Annotated in this window: 13 protein-coding genes; 9 read left to right on the top strand and 4 right to left on the bottom strand. The window is 33.4% G+C overall.

Annotation, left to right across the window (positions count from 1 at the left end; translation table 11 throughout):
• Positions 1 to 48 precede the first annotated feature (48 nt).
• Both VF726_RS13600 and VF726_RS13605 read left to right on the top strand, forming a co-directional pair.
• Entirely contained in the window at positions 49 to 1,521 is a 1,473-nt protein-coding gene (locus VF726_RS13600; RefSeq protein WP_440168900.1) for an AAA family ATPase, read from the top strand.
• Between the two features lie 137 nt (positions 1,522 to 1,658).
• Positions 1,659 to 2,993 carry a vWA domain-containing protein gene (locus VF726_RS13605; RefSeq protein ID WP_440168903.1) on the top strand — a complete coding sequence of 445 codons (1,335 nt, stop codon included), beginning with the start codon at positions 1,659 to 1,661 and terminating at the stop codon, positions 2,991 to 2,993.
• 58 nt (positions 2,994 to 3,051) lie between these two features.
• Here VF726_RS13605 and lepB read toward each other — a convergent pair whose 3' ends face one another.
• A complete protein-coding gene (gene lepB, locus VF726_RS13610) occupies positions 3,052 to 3,573 on the bottom strand; it encodes a signal peptidase I (RefSeq protein ID WP_440168905.1) in 522 nt (173 codons plus the stop codon).
• Positions 3,574 to 3,683: 110 nt separating this feature from the next.
• On the opposite strand from lepB, the gene VF726_RS13615 reads away from it, so the two are divergent.
• The 3 genes from VF726_RS13615 to ssb all read left to right on the top strand — a co-directional run bounded on the left by VF726_RS13615 (position 3,684) and on the right by ssb (position 5,253).
• Complete coding sequence (locus tag VF726_RS13615; protein WP_440168907.1) at positions 3,684 to 4,073, top strand: hypothetical protein; 390 nt, start codon at positions 3,684 to 3,686, stop codon at positions 4,071 to 4,073.
• A 64-nt stretch (positions 4,074 to 4,137) separates the two neighbouring features.
• Positions 4,138 to 4,635, top strand: coding sequence for a hypothetical protein (locus VF726_RS13620; RefSeq protein ID WP_440168910.1), 498 nt, complete (start codon positions 4,138 to 4,140; stop codon positions 4,633 to 4,635).
• An 81-nt stretch (positions 4,636 to 4,716) separates the two neighbouring features.
• Entirely contained in the window at positions 4,717 to 5,253 is a 537-nt protein-coding gene (gene ssb, locus VF726_RS13625; protein WP_440168913.1) for a single-stranded DNA-binding protein, read from the top strand.
• Positions 5,254 to 5,367: 114 nt separating this feature from the next.
• On the opposite strand, the gene VF726_RS13630 is transcribed toward ssb, so the two are convergent.
• From VF726_RS13630 to VF726_RS13640, 3 genes are all read right to left on the bottom strand, one after another.
• The gene (locus tag VF726_RS13630) at positions 5,368 to 5,640 is read right to left on the bottom strand and encodes a helix-turn-helix domain-containing protein (RefSeq protein ID WP_440168915.1); all 273 of its coding nucleotides are present in this window, start codon (positions 5,638 to 5,640) and stop codon (positions 5,368 to 5,370) included.
• A 195-nt stretch (positions 5,641 to 5,835) separates the two neighbouring features.
• Positions 5,836 to 6,324 (bottom strand): phosphatidylglycerophosphatase A family protein, encoded by a 489-nt coding sequence (locus tag VF726_RS13635; RefSeq protein ID WP_440168917.1) that lies wholly within the window; start codon positions 6,322 to 6,324, stop codon positions 5,836 to 5,838.
• Positions 6,325 to 6,410: 86 nt separating this feature from the next.
• Positions 6,411 to 8,471, bottom strand: coding sequence for an SH3 domain-containing protein (locus tag VF726_RS13640; protein WP_440168920.1), 2,061 nt, complete (start codon positions 8,469 to 8,471; stop codon positions 6,411 to 6,413).
• Positions 8,472 to 8,970: 499 nt separating this feature from the next.
• Between VF726_RS13640 and VF726_RS13645 the strand changes: the two genes are divergently transcribed.
• The 4 genes from VF726_RS13645 to VF726_RS13660 all read left to right on the top strand — a co-directional run bounded on the left by VF726_RS13645 (position 8,971) and on the right by VF726_RS13660 (position 14,570).
• Complete coding sequence (locus VF726_RS13645; RefSeq protein WP_440168922.1) at positions 8,971 to 10,986, top strand: AAA family ATPase; 2,016 nt, start codon at positions 8,971 to 8,973, stop codon at positions 10,984 to 10,986.
• 117 nt (positions 10,987 to 11,103) lie between these two features.
• Positions 11,104 to 12,219: a non-hydrolyzing UDP-N-acetylglucosamine 2-epimerase gene (wecB, locus tag VF726_RS13650; protein ID WP_440168924.1), complete on the top strand. Its 1,116-nt coding sequence runs from the start codon at positions 11,104 to 11,106 to the stop codon at positions 12,217 to 12,219.
• Positions 12,220 to 12,232: 13 nt separating this feature from the next.
• A complete protein-coding gene (locus VF726_RS13655) occupies positions 12,233 to 12,949 on the top strand; it encodes a DUF1963 domain-containing protein (RefSeq protein ID WP_440168926.1) in 717 nt (238 codons plus the stop codon).
• Positions 12,950 to 13,172: 223 nt separating this feature from the next.
• Entirely contained in the window at positions 13,173 to 14,570 is a 1,398-nt protein-coding gene (locus tag VF726_RS13660) for a hypothetical protein (protein WP_440168928.1), read from the top strand.
• Positions 14,571 to 15,229 lie beyond the last annotated feature (659 nt).

The following is a 15,229-nucleotide window of genomic DNA, read 5'->3' on the forward strand; positions in this document are numbered from 1 at the left end:
CATATATGAAAAATAAAACAAATACATAATTTTAAGGAGTGTTTTTTAATGAATGGTATTCAAATGAAAAAATTAATTGTAGCGGTGTCTAAAGCGATTGCTAATAAGGAGTTTCGTAGTCAACCTCACTTTGTAAAACCTCCATATGTTCTTTGGGGTCCAAAAGGGTCAGGTAAAACTTACACTGTTAAAGCAGCAGGAACAATGAACAAATTTCCGGTAATCAACATTCGTCTAGGACAGGAATTGGCAGAAGATATGTCTTATCCTGAAGTTGTAGAAATTAATAACGAAAAATTCCTTACGAAAATTATCGCTGAAATGTTTCCGCGTTATAACCGTGATGAAGACGGACGACGTATTCCAAGAAAGAAAATTGTTGATGGCCAAGTAGTCACTTGTGAAGACGAATTCCAAATCAACTTTACAAAGATTAAAGAATATATTGAGAACTATGATGAATTAGAAGCATACTATGAATCTCTTGGTCTATCTATTAATGATGCACCTGGGGCTATTGTATTTCTTGATGAAGTAAACCGTATTGAGGATAAACAAATGTTCCAAATGATTTTCCAGTTATTCGATTCTGGTAAATTTAAAGGTTATGTAACACCTGAAGAAATTTCTTTCTTTGCTGCCGCTAACCCTAATGAAGGATATATTGTTTCAAACTGGTTTGCAGATCCAGCGTTTAGTAATCGCTGCATTCACTTAAAAACTCAATATGATTTTAATAGTTGGCTTGATTTCGCAGCTCAACCAGACTCTGGATATGATGATTTAACAATTGAATTCTACAAAGCTAATCCAAAAGCACTGTTTGATGAAAAGGAAAATAATTTTAAACTACCTAAATTCTCATCATCTTTCCGTAATCCCGCGTTCTTATCACTTTATGTAAATGGCGTAGATTATCAAGATGACGAAGTTAAAACTGAAGTATTGACAGCTATTATTGGTGATATGTATGTTGCAAACTTCCACCAAGTTGAAGAAAACCTTCAAGAATATGCTCCTTCAGCAGAAGAAATATTTGAAAGTTATGCTCTATACGATTTAGGATCTAACCCATTAATTCAGAAGGAAACTGGTAAAGCTCAAGATGGTACACCGGTTTATAACTATACAATTGATACTTTGGCTGATGCTATCGATGGACAGGAACAATCTACTCCGTTACGCGACCGAATTTTAAAACATCTTGAAGATAATAGACAAGATGTTATCAATGAGGTTTGTGAAAATATGGTGAATTACTTATATGCTAATTATGATGAAAAAGGATTCTTGACGGATTTAGAAACAAATACTGAAAGAAAGCTAAGATTTATTAGATTTATGTTCGATTTACCAAGAGGTAAATTCGGAACAACATTCCAACAAATTGTTGCCAATCCAGAGGTAGATAAAAAAGAGAAATCTGAAAATATCGCATCTTCTCTTACAAAAGGTGAAGCTGGAAAATACCTTGTAAATCTGATTAAATACAATCAAAAAAGAATTGCTGTAGAAAATTAAATTGTTAAAAGATTGATTCTAAGAATCAATCTTTTTATTTTGATCTTTTTTTGTTTTTTACTAAAAAAATAAAAATAAAACTATAATAAATATATAAAAACATAAATGGAACGAACACGTACATAGGAGGAAGAATAATGAATACTAAATTAAAATTAACAGAGGAACAAGAATACTTACTAAACAAACGTGCTAATAATGCTTTACAAGATAACATCTATCTTATGCTGAAAAATCATCCATTTTACTCTTCATTGCTATCAAATTTTAGACTTGAATTTAAGATTAATTGGATTCCGGTGGCTGCGGTTACAATAGAAAAAGGTTTTCCAGTTCGTCATACTAACCCGGTTGGTTATTTAACTTATCAACGGTTCGAACAAATTTTTATTGATATCCACGAAATTATTCATATTACAGACTGCCATCATTTAAGAATGGTTGGTAAAGATCCTGGATTATGGAATATTGCTACAGATATTGAAATTAATCAGTTGATTCAATCAGTTATTGCAATTTTACCTAAAGATGCTTTGATGTATTATCACTTTAATCTTCCAAAAGGATTAAGTGCAGAGGAGTATTATGACATTCTTGAAAGCAGAAAAGAACCAATTACACTACCTCCTGAATTACAAAATACTTTGATGAATGATATTATAAATGGTCAAAATGGTCAGGATGGTAATGGTAACGGCAATCAACAACAAAATAATGGTGGTACAGGAAATTCAGGGCCTCGTACTAAATCAGAAAAAGCACCTGGTTTCGAAAATCTTCATCCACATTGGGAAGAAGCTGCTAGTAAAAATCCAGAACTTCAAAAAGGTATTATACAAAGTATGGTTCGTAATGCGATAATTAAAAATGCGGGTAAAATACCTGGTGAAATGCAAGAGATTATTAAACGTTTGTTCGAAGCTCAATTAAATTGGCCTGAATTACTATCTACGTTTTCTCAGTCTTTATTAACAACTACTAGACGTAGTACCTGGTCAAGACCTTCTCGTAAGTATGGTAAATTAAAGATGGGTACATTAAGAAGAAAAGAACTAGAACTACTCGTTGGGATTGATACTAGTATTTCATTACAAGAGAAAGAGTTTATGCAATTTATCGCAGAACTTGATGTAATGAAAGATTATGCGAAAATCACTGTTGTACAAATCGACACTCAAATTCAATCAATTGAAACATTGAATGACCTTGAAACTGAAGATTTCACCATTAAAGGACGAGGTGGCACTTCATTCTTACCTTTATTTGAACTTGCAACTAAAGGTCAAGTAGGTGAACACTTTAAACTCGAAAATCGTCCAGATGGTATTGTATATTTAACAGACGGTGAAGGACCTGCTCCTGACCACTGCGATATTCCTACACTTTGGGTTCTTACTCCTGGTGGCAGAAAACCACATACAGTAACAGGTGAAGAAATATCTTGGGGTCAATTTGCATATTTAAACGAATAAAAAATTAAATTAATAAAAGACTGATCACTAAACAGTATCAGTCTTTTTTATTTATATATTAATAGAATTTCAGATTGTCTATGTATTCCATTACAACTCTACCCATATAATGTTGTTTGATATCGAATGTACCATAGTAACGGCTATCGGCAGAAATATTTCTGTTATCGCCCATTACAAATATTTCTCCTTTTGGAACTGTAACTTCATTGAAATTATTTTTAGTCATTGGTTCTTTAATGTAACTTTCTTTTTGTTTCTTTCCATTTAGGAATAATTCACCGTCTTTAATTTCTATCTTATCCCCTTCTGTACCTATTACCCTTTTAATCAATTTGGATCCTTTACTATTTTCAACTACAACTACATCCCCTTTTTTGGGTTCCAAGAACTTTAAGACAACTACTCTGTCGCCGTTTTGAATCGTGTTTTCCATAGAAGGACCTTCAACTACAGCAAAGCTAATAATAAATACTTTTAATATTTGAACTAAAATGAATGCGAATATAAAAGATAATCCCCATTCTTTTATTGATTGTTTGATATCTTTAGGCTTTTTTTCCTTACTTTTGATGCTCATTTCTTCGCCTCCTGTCTTAAGCTATGTAAAACAAAAGAGTGGTGTTTCCTTTAAATTTATTAAGAGATTTGCTAGGTTACACTCACATTTCTATTCAGGGAGGTGTTCTAATGGAGATTGATACGTTGTTATCTTTAGCTTCAAAAAATTATTCTGCGGAACATTCACAGCTGCTCGAACACTTACATAAATGCAGCAACCAGTTAACCTATTCAAGAAATAAAGACGACCTGCCTTTACTTATTTTTAAAACGAAAGAAATTTATCTTTGGATTAAAGATGATTCGGTCTTTGAACATCCCTTTTTGTTTTCTGAACCAGAAGAAATTCTTTATCTGTTATATCAATATTTTGGAACAGGAAACTCGGTGTATATTTCGAACGAGTTACCTGTGTCATTTTCAAAAAAATTTATTAAAGAGCAAATTGAGAAATGTTTATTGGAAGATGATATTGAGAGTTTTAATAATTGGGTCAAACAATTAAAAAGTATTGAGTAAACAATGTATTTTTGTTTTTTGTTAGAACAAAACAAGGAAATAATATATATATTGGGAGGATACAATGAATAGAGTTGCATTATTTGCCCCTTACCACTTAAATGATAAAGAATTAGAAACCGTTTTTGATTTTCTTTATGATGTTATCGATGAAACAAAATTTTCTATCTTGTTCTATCGAACTATTGATTTAGACATAGTTAGATTCTTCTTAGAGCTGCCGGAGGAGTATGCAAAGCATCTTGAAATACACTTACCAGGAACTCTAAACTCAATAGAAGATCCTGCATTAAAACAAGGAATAAAGTTCCTAAGTGAAAACGGAACAGAAATTGTAGAACATTTCTTTACTACTGAAGCTTTAATTGATAACCAATATAACTCCATTTTAAAAAAGATGATTATGAATGTGGATGAAGTTTTAAGCTTCTATAAGAGCGATGCAAAGCAGATCACAAAGCTATTAAGACCTTTCACCTTCTCTAAACAATATAAAAAAATTGGGTATATTAGTTACTTAGATAAAGAAAAAGATATAGAACTTGTCCCTTATTCAAATTAATTTATACTTTTTTTTCGCTTTTTTATATTTTTTTCTTATAATTAATGTATCGAAGAATTTATAAATAGGGAGTTGTTCCAAATGATGAATCGTGTAATCTTGGTCGGCAGACTTACAAAGGACCCTGACCTAAAATATACCCCAAATGGTGTTGCAGTAGCTACTTTCACTTTGGCAGTAAATCGTTCTTTCGCAAACCAACAAGGTGAACGCGAAGCTGATTTCATTAACTGTGTAATTTGGCGTAAACAAGCTGAAAACGTTGCAAACTATTTAAAGAAAGGTAGTTTAGCAGGTGTTGATGGCCGTATTCAAACTCGTAATTACGATGGACAAGACGGTAAACGTGTATATGTGACTGAAGTTCTAGCTGAGAGTGTTCAATTCCTTGAGCCACGTAACGGCGGTAACAACCAAGGTTCTGGTAATAGCGGTAACCAAGGTTCTGGTAACAATGGAAACCAAGGTTTTGGTAATAACGGTAATCAAGGTTTCAGCAATAGTGGTAACCAAGGTTTCGGTAATAGCGGTAACCAAGGAGGATTTACTAAAAATGATGATCCGTTTTCGAATGTCGGTCAACCTATCGATATTTCTGATGACGATCTACCATTCTAATATTCTAGCTCCCAAAGCTAAAATACATAAAAAACCTGCAAATATATCTTTGCAGGTTTTTTTATTGTTTCTTTATGGTGTAAATTAGAATTACACTTCTCTTTATATGTAAGATTACTCATCGAGTGAGACCAATTTAATTTTCAAACCTAAAGCAATCGCAACCTTAAACAGAGTTGTACTGTTGGGTATTGCACCGGAATTTTCTAGTCTCGCTATTGCTGGTTGTTTTAGTTCTGCCTTTTCTGCTAGCTCCTGTTGAGTCCAACCTAACTGCTTTCTTTTCTCTCTAATTACAGTTACGATTTCCGCTAGATATTCTAATTCCTTCTTTTCAGTATCACTGATACTCTTTATTGAAGTTTTAACTTCAGCCCACTTTACCATCTTTTACCTCCGTACAATGCTAAAATTATGCAACCACTTTTATAACACAATAGTTATAATATAACAAGAATTACATAAAATCAACTACAACGTTTTTGATCTTAATCTTATAGGAAGAATAAATGGAGACGTTTTTATAAGAGCTATTCTTTTATGTTAATCTAGATGATTAAACATTTAGATTAGTAAAGAGAATTATCCGTTTTGATGTGCATATCGACTACAAGCAGCAGCAACTAATGCACATAATATATCATCGAGGAAAGTATGAACTTCTCCCGGTCTTGCTTCTTTATCGTTAAAATGACCTATAATGCCTGGTTTGTTAATATCAAAGTTACCAAAATTTGAACTTGCGATACTTCCATAACAGTTTGTTATTGAGAAAGCTAATGTTTCATCCGGTCCATATAAACCTTCATCTCTAGCAATAATATCTTGGATCGGTCCTTCAAGAAGACCTTTCTCTGATGCAATATCAATTGCAATGCCAGTTAATACTGCGTGCTGCACTTCCCTCTTCTTCAAAACAGCTTCAATGTGTTCTAGTGCGATTTCTATTGTTAACTCAGCTGAATGTTTCTTTTGGGCATCATAGACTAAAATAGCTAATTCATTTAGGTCTACTCCCCTACCTTCCAAAGCTTCTTTTGCAGCTTGGAATAAATCTTCATTTTTTTTCATTTTTAACACACTCCTTGCCTAGTAACTTTTTAGAAAATTTATATTGTCCTTGTTAAATAGAAAAAAGGTGGAAAAATTCCACCTTTTTAATTCTTTTTAAAGTAATCATCGATACCTTGAGCAATCGCTTTTGCTACACCATCTTGATGTGTTGGGTTCTTCATTTTATTAAGATCACGGGAATCAGAAATAAAACCAACTTCTAGTAGTGTTGCCGGAACCTTATTTCTTCTTAATACATATAGATTACTATTTTTAACGTGTCTATCAGGGCTACCAAATGCCGGTTGATATCTATTATGAATTGCATTAGCTAATGCTAAACTTTTAGCAGGTTGCGCGTTCACAGTACCATCATAATCATTTGTAGAATTATAATAAGACTCAGTTCCCCACGCTCCAGGAAGAGCTGAGTTGATGTGAATACTTACAAATACGTCTGATTTCGCTGCTAAAGATTTATCTACACGACACTTCAAGTCTGCATTTAATTCGTATGGGATAACACAACTTGTATCTCCATTTCGAGTTACAGCTACTTTATAACCCATTTGTTCTAATTTTTGTTTTACTTTATTTGAATAGCTAAGTGTAAGATCTTTTTCGTAGTTACTACCATTTACTGCTCCGGCATCTACACCACCGTGACCAGCATCTAACCATACTAACTTACCTTTACTGTTTGAACTACCGCCTGTATTTCCGTTATCTCCGGTACTAGTTTCTTCTCTTAAGAATTCACTAGATGCCCAGCCTGTCTTTCCTCCGAACTTCACTTGGCTCCAGCCGTTTGATTTTGAAATCACTTCTACTTTTGTTCCATTTGGCATTGTTGCTACAACTGGGCCATTTATTGAACTACGTAGATTTAATGCTGATGCCGTTACGATTCCATAGGTTGTTACTTTAGGTGGAGTTACCGTTCCACCTGTTCCTCCAGAGTTCCCACTAGTAGTTTCTTCTTTTAAGAATTCGCTAGATGCCCATCCTGTCTTTCCACCGAACTTCACTTGAGTCCAACCGCTCGATTTTGAGATTACTTCTACCTTTGAGCCATTTGGCATTGTTGCTACTACTGGGCCATTTACTGAACTTCTTAAGTTTAGTGCTGAAGCAGTTACAATTGCATAAGTCGTTGTTTTTGGTGGTGTTACTGTCCCGCCGCTGTTTCCACTATTTCCACTGTTACCACCTGTATTAGTATTCGCTTCTTCTTTTAAAAACTCGCTAGATGCCCAGCCTGTTTTCCCTCCATACTTCACTTGTGACCAGCCATTTGATTTTGAAATCACTTCTACCTTTGCGCCATTTGGCATTGTTGCTACTACTGGGCCATTTACTGAACTTCTTAAGTTTAGTGCTGAAGCAGTTACAATTGCATAAGTCGTTGTTTTTGGTGGTGTTACTGTTCCACCTGTCCCACCAGTGTTACCATTATTACCACCTGTATTAGAACCTGCTTCTTCTTTTAAATACTCGCTAGATGCCCAACCTGTTTTTCCACCATACTTCACTTGTGTCCAACCGTTTGATTTTGAGATTACTTCTACCTTTGCGCCATTTGGCATTGTCGCTACAACTGGGCCATTTACTGAACTTCTTAGGTTCAATGCTGACGCTGTTACTTTTGCGTAAGTTGTTGTTTTTGGTGGCGTTACTGTTCCACCTGTCCCACCAGTGTTACCATTATTACCACCTGTATTAGTATTTGCTTCCTCTTTTAAATATTCGCTAGATGCCCAACCTGTTTTTCCACCATACTTCACTTGAGTCCAGCCATTTGATTTTGAGATTACTTCTACCTTTGCGCCATTTGGCATTGTTGCTACTACTGGTCCGTTTACTGAACTTCTTAGATTCAGTACTGATGCTGTTACCTTTGCATATGTAACTTTGCTAGTTTGGTTACCTGATTGGTTATTATTGTTTGTGTTTGTCTTTGAAACTATTAATTTTTGTCCTGATGAAATGATATCATTTTTTAAATTATTCCAATTTTTAATTTCAGAAATTGATACTTTATATTGGTTGCTTATCCCCCATAATGTATCACCGCTTTTTACAGTATGAAAAGTATCTGCTTTAGCAGTTACTAAAGGTGCGGCCATCATTAGGGCTGTTGATAATAACATAACTTGTTTTTTCAAAATGTATTCCTCCAATAATTCGCTTAAATTCAACTTTAATTATTTCATCTTAAATTAGGATTTTTTTTCTTTTCGATTAAAGAAAAAAAGACTACCTAAGCAAAGAAAGGTGATTTATATGAAATCAATTATTAGTTTCCCGTTTCGCTTTATCCTTGCGTTAATAAGGATTGTGTTTGTAGGATTTATTTCTGGTCTATTCTGTGTTTATACTGTTGATTATTTAACATCTTCAGCTTTCGGGACAAAGAACCTTGTTATAATCACATTTTATTTTTCTAGCATTTGTACTTTTTCTGTTATCTTTGTTGAAATGTTTTTATACCTACAAAGAAAATCGAAAAAAACAAATAAAGTAAAAAAAGATACAGAAAAATATGGGTTGAAATAATTTTGTTCGACTAAAAAATAGAGAGAACTTATGTTTTTTCTATTTTTTTTTATATTCACCTAAATTTCTTATAAAATATAAAAAACAGGATTCAAGGAGGATTTTTTTATGTCAGGTAGACCAAAATGCTTACAGTGTGATAATGAAATTAAAGAGGTGCTAGTATTCGATGGTAAGATGCTTCCAATTTGCAAGCAATGTTTCGATAAAGATCCCGAAAAATATATGGAAATTACCGCAAAAGCCAATGCTATAAAGTCAATGTTTCCAGGTTTAGGTGGCAAGGAAGAAGTTAATCCAGATGACTTTCTTACGAACTTAAACAAGGAAGTTGCAGAGGATTATGATCCAGTTCTATTCAGGGAAGAAGAAATAGAAAGAATTATTCAGATTCTACTTAGAAAGAATAAAAGTAACCCTATTATTATCGGTGAAGCTGGTGTTGGTAAAACCGCTGTAGTTGAAGAATTAGCATACCGAATTGAACAAGGTATGATTCCTCATCTAAAAAACTACACGGTATTCTCATTGGATTTAGCTGCTTTAATGAGTAATACAAGGCTTCGAGGAGAGTTCGAAGAAAAAATAACCGCTTTATTAGATGCCTTAGATTCTAAAAGTATTTTATTTATTGATGAGATGCATCTAGTTATGGGTGCTGGTTCAGGTAGTCAAAACGACATTGATTTCGCAAACTTACTTAAACCGCATTTATCTAGAGGGAAAATTAAGATCATTGGTGCAACTACATTAGATGAATTTCAATCTATTGAAAAGGACCCTGCTTTTAATCGCAGATTTCACCCAGTCAAGTTGGCGTCATTAGATAAAGAACAAACTTTAGTTGTTTTGAAACAACTATTACCAACTTATGAGGAACATCATAGGGTATCAGTTTCAGATAAATGTCTAGAGTTGATAGTTAATTTATCCGATGATTATATCAAAAATCGTAACTTCCCTGATAAAGCAATTGATATTTTAGATGAAACTTGTAGTACGATTTCATTAAAATGTAACGAAACATCATCAAGTGAGATCAAAGAATTAAGTAGCTCTTTTAATTCACTAGTTAAAAGAATTGATATTCCGGATCAACAAAAAGATGACATTCTAAAAGAACTCGAAAAGGCACAATCTAAAAGTCAATTTGCTGAGGTAGATGAAGAGACTATCTATGAAGTTGTTGAAAAAATGACTAATATCCCCATTACTAAAATAAATAATGAGGAAAAGCAACAATTGTTACAACTAGAAACTAAACTTAATGAGCATTTGATTGGTCAGAAAGAAGCGATTAGAACCTTAGCTAAAGCTGTTAAACGTTCTCGATTAAAAATTAAAAAGTCAAAAAAACCAACTGTATTATTTTTTGCAGGTCCAACTGGTGTAGGAAAAACCGAGTCAGTTAAATCTCTTAATAATATACTGTTTGGAACGAGTGAATCACTAATCCAATTGGATATGAGTGAATATATGGGTAACAACAGCTTTTCTAAATTAATCGGCGCAGAACCAGGTTTAATTGGATATGATGAAGAAGGCATATTAACGAAAAAAGTTCGTCAAAACCCCTACTCTATTATCCTCTTAGATGAATTTGAAAAAGCTCATCCTAGTGTTGCTGATTTACTTCTTCAGGTTTTCTCCGAAGGAAGATTAACTGACTCTAAAGGTAGAACTGTTGATTTTTCAAATACAATCATAGTTCTTACAAGTAATGTAGGTGTTCAAGAAAAACCTCAAGTAGGGTTTGGAGCTACTTCTGCTGAAGATAAAACTATGAAAGCTTTGCAAGCATATTATAAACCTGAATTCTTAAATAGAATTGATGAATTTATTACTTTTAATTCTTTAACTTCAGAAGATATGATTAAGATTGTAGATATTAAATTAATGGACTACAAAACTTCTCTTTCTTCTAAAGGTATTGAATTGAATGTTGATGAAAACGCTAAGTCCTACTTAGCGAAAAAAGGTTATGATCCAAGTATGGGTGCAAGACCATTAAATCGAATCATAACGAGAGAAATGGAAGACTTAATTGTAGACCATTTGATAGAAAATGATGAATGCAAGCACCTGCTTGTAGAAGAATCAAATGGACGATTATTAATTGCATAAAATATAAAACGCATTGAATATTCAATGCGTTTTTCTTTTTTAGAATCAAGGGGATTTCTAAAAATTACATAAGATAATTAGTATCTTTGGTCTTAGAAATAATCGGAGGTGCCGATAATGGCGAGAATAAAAGTATTATCTGTAATTGGAACTCGTCCTGAAGCTATTAAGATGATTCCTGTGATAAAAGCTTTAGAAGAAGAACCAGAAATTGAATCAATTTTTGTAAATACTGCGCAACATAGAGAGCAGCTTGATCAAGTTTTAGATTTGTTTCAAATTAAGCCTAAATATGACTTTAATATTATGAAAAATAAATCGAACTTAGTAGAAACTGTCTCAACAATTCTAATAGAATTAACAGATGTATTAGACAAAGAAAAGCCGGATATTGTTTTAGTACACGGTGATACAGCAACTACCCTAGCGGGTGCACAAGCTTCTTTCTTTAGTCAAATTCCCGTTGGTCACGTTGAAGCTGGCCTACGTACATATGAACGTTATTCCCCTTTTCCTGAGGAAATGAATCGCCAAGTTACTGGCAGATTAGCATCCCTTCATTTTGCTGCTACAGAAACGAATAAAATTAACTTGTTATCAGAATCGATAAACGAAGATGACATTTTTGTAATCGGAAATACAGTAATAGATGCTTTGTTAGATATCTCAAAAAAATCTCTTGAGATTCATTCTGATGTAAAGAAAATAATTGATTCCCCACTTAAAACTATCCTCCTAACGACTCATAGAAGAGAAAATCTTGAAGATTTAAATCATATCTATGAAGCTATAAACCACTTAGTTGACGAACATAAAGATATTCAAGTTGTGTTCCCAGTTCACAAGAACCCCTCTGTACGTGATAAAGTACGACAGTCACTTAAAGAAAGTTCTAGAATACATCTATTAGAACCAATTGATTATTATTCATTCGCAAAACTAATGAAACATAGTTATTTTATAATTACTGATTCAGGTGGTATTCAAGAAGAAGCTCCTCTATTTAAAAAGCCTATTTTAGTTGCTCGTACTTCTACTGAACGTATCGAAGGTTTAAAGGCTGGCACGTTAAAACTTGTTGGTACTGATAAATTAAAAATCATTGAAGAAAGCCGCAGATTATTAATTGATCCTACATATTATCAATCTTTTTCTCGAAATAAAAATCCATATGGTGATGGCACATCTTCCAAAAAAATTGTAGAGATTATTAAACAACGCTTTTCCAATTAAGGGGTGAACATCTTTGATAAAAAATGACGAATTATTTCATTCTTTAAAGCAATTAAGAAAACCCTCTTTAAATATGGTTTTCTTGAAATACGATTCTAATGAACCGTCGATTACTTCTCATTTAGGCGGTGTTCCTTATATTACAGCGAAGGACCTATGGCCTACTTGTGAAAAATGTAGAAATAAAATGACGTTTTTTATGCAGTTAAGAGAAATAACTAAAGACGAAAACGTTATATTAAGTACTTATTATAAATGTTCTTGTGATTTAAATAACTTTGAACCTCACATTCAAATACTTGAGTACGAAAATCCTCGATTAGAATATTGTGAAGTTCAAGATCAAGGGCCAGAACATTTACCTTTTGTTGAAATAAACTTCCAGGCTTCTTGGTCTATTCCTAGTTGGGCACTTCTACCAAAATATGATGAGGATCTTTATAATAAAGTGATGTCTATGAACGATAATGATAAAGATACTGCTGAAGATTACTACGATTCCTTACGATGGAATGAAAATTATTTAGCCACAGAACCTTATAGTCAATTTAGTGGTTATCCCGAATTTGTTGCAACTCCGAAAACTATTAAATGCGCTTGTTGCTCTAAAGAAGCTGAATTTGTCTTTCAGCTAGACAGTGACGATAGTTTAGGAATTGATTGGAACAGTGGAATTCTGTACTGCTATAAATGTCCTAGAACCACTATACGCCATTTTATAATAAATTAAGGTAAGAGGATTGAATCTAACAAGGTTTAATCCTCTTTTTGTTTGGTTCACTACCTGTCTAGGAATATGGTGATTATTAGTTCTTACAAACGATGCATTGTTTTGCAATGCTATACAATGCTTTGCATTATTTTACATTGCATCATCTGACAGGCCTCTCTTTCCTTGACTTTTCAAAAAAATATATATAATACTTCTAAATTATTAGGCGTGGAGGTGTTCAATGTCACACGAAGATTATTTAAGATCAATTGGTCAAAAAGGTAAAATTATGTCTGTTGAAAAGATAAATTTCGACACTTATTTTTCTAAGGTCACTAAAGACCCCAGAATAGCTAGAAACGCCGTTCAAAGGGTTTATGATATGATTATGTCTTATGGCACTTATACGGATGATTCTAATTGTTTAAGATATAATTTTTTCAAAGGTCGAATGTTTGGTGCTGAGAAACAAATTAATCAAATTATGGATTACTTTAAAGCTGCTAGTATGGGCTTGGACATTAAAAAAAGAATTTTGTTCTTCCTAGGCCCTCCTGGTGGTGGTAAAAGTATGTTTTTAACTTTACTAAAAAAAGGCTTGGCGGATTATACTAAAACTGATAAAGGAGCAATGTATAGAATCGCTGGCTGCCCCATAAATGAAGATCCTCTGCATTTAATTGAAGATGAAGAAACTAGAAAAGAAATATGGGCCAATTACGGTATAAAAATTGAAGGTAAATTATGCCCTGTATGTAAACATAAGCTAGATCACGATTGGAAAAATAATATATCTTATGTTGATGTAGAAAGATTTTTTGTTGATGAAGAAAGCCGTTCTGCAATAGGTACTTTTGCCCCTGCTGAAGAGAATGATATGTCTGAGTTATACGGTTCTCCGAATATTCGCAAAATGAAAGAAATAGGAAATGAGGCGGATCCTAGAGCTTATGACTTTAATGGTGAATTACATAAAGCTAATAGAGGTATTATGGAATTTATTGAAGTGTTGAAGGCTGATTCTGCCTTTCTGCATATCCTACTTACTTTAGCAGAAGAACAACAATTTAAAACACCACGTTTCCCCCTCCAATATGTTGATGAATGTCTAATTGCCCATACTAATGAAGGTGAATTCTATCGTTTCATTGCAGTTAAAGAGAATGAAGCAATTGTTGATAGATTATATATTGTTCAAATGCCTTACAATATGAATTATAAATATGAAGAAATGATATATCACGCTGCCCTAAAGACCAAGCTTGTAGTCAAAGGTATTACGGTTCATCCTGGTGCTGTTCGTTTAGCCTCCATCTTCGCTATTACAACTCGTAAATCTACAGATAACGATGAGTTACGTAATGGAATGCAAGGTATATCTCCCCGCTTCATTCTAAATGCTTTAGCTATATCAATGGTTAAGGCATCCTCCGAAACTGTTACACCTATCGATATGTATAATACATTACATTCTCAAATATCTAGTTATCCTGTTTTAGATTCAGACACCCGAAATAATTATTTAAATATATTAAATACATTAAAGCTGAAGATTGAAGTATTTAATCAAGTTTCGATGTCCGATGTTCTTGAAGAAAAAATTATTAATGGAAAAACTAAGTTATTTGACCGAATATGATTGGCGTAGTGCATATCCTGATGCGCGGTGGAGGGCACAGATTCCACCCTTCCTAATAAGGATGGAATAGAGGATAGAGCATATCCTGTCTAAGCGTATGGAGCCGCTAGTGTTGTGGTACCAAAAGTATTCCTCGAATACATTTGAGTTGCCCAGGTCTCGCTTTACCAACCGTTTCACCACGAAACATACCACAACCCACCTTGCAATGAAGCATCGAGCACGGGGTGTGTTACTCCCAATAAAAAAAGACCGCTCTTATGAGTAGTCTTTTTTTATTGGTTTCACTCTGGGAAGCTAACGCCCTTCTGACGGGCTTACATCACGAGGGTGAGTCGTGGTAGAGCTGGACGAGGAACTCTTACAATGATTTAACGTCTTTTTTGCATAATCTATTGCTTTCCAATAAATTATGGGCACTGGCCAGCTTAATAAAGTTGTACGTTCTTATATATGTATGCTATCAATTTTAAATTTCTTTTTATGTTTTCCTGATAATATATAAAAATAAAAAACTCCTTTTTATATAAAAAAGGATTCTGCTCTATTATATTAGTAAACTTTTAAATAAAACAAATACAATTTCTTCCTTCCTCCTATAAATACGTTGATTTATTCATTAAATACCTGTCCCCTACACTAATACTCCGTTGATTTTC

The sequence above is a fragment of the Bacillus sp. Brlt_9 genome, from assembly GCF_051948935.1.
In the GTDB taxonomy this organism is placed as follows: Bacteria; Bacillota; Bacilli; order Bacillales; family Bacillaceae_G; genus Bacillus_A.

Coding starts and splice junctions, on each gene's coding strand:
- VF726_RS13600 (WP_440168900.1), top strand. CDS start 49: ATGAATGGTATTCAAATGAAAAAATTAATTGTAGCGGTGTCTAAAGCG.
- VF726_RS13605 (WP_440168903.1), top strand. CDS start 1,659: ATGAATACTAAATTAAAATTAACAGAGGAACAAGAATACTTACTAAAC.
- lepB (WP_440168905.1), bottom strand. CDS start 3,573: ATGAGCATCAAAAGTAAGGAAAAAAAGCCTAAAGATATCAAACAATCA.
- VF726_RS13615 (WP_440168907.1), top strand. CDS start 3,684: ATGGAGATTGATACGTTGTTATCTTTAGCTTCAAAAAATTATTCTGCG.
- VF726_RS13620 (WP_440168910.1), top strand. CDS start 4,138: ATGAATAGAGTTGCATTATTTGCCCCTTACCACTTAAATGATAAAGAA.
- ssb (WP_440168913.1), top strand. CDS start 4,717: ATGATGAATCGTGTAATCTTGGTCGGCAGACTTACAAAGGACCCTGAC.
- VF726_RS13630 (WP_440168915.1), bottom strand. CDS start 5,640: ATGGTAAAGTGGGCTGAAGTTAAAACTTCAATAAAGAGTATCAGTGAT.
- VF726_RS13635 (WP_440168917.1), bottom strand. CDS start 6,324: ATGAAAAAAAATGAAGATTTATTCCAAGCTGCAAAAGAAGCTTTGGAA.
- VF726_RS13645 (WP_440168922.1), top strand. CDS start 8,971: ATGTCAGGTAGACCAAAATGCTTACAGTGTGATAATGAAATTAAAGAG.
- wecB (WP_440168924.1), top strand. CDS start 11,104: ATGGCGAGAATAAAAGTATTATCTGTAATTGGAACTCGTCCTGAAGCT.
- VF726_RS13660 (WP_440168928.1), top strand. CDS start 13,173: ATGTCACACGAAGATTATTTAAGATCAATTGGTCAAAAAGGTAAAATT.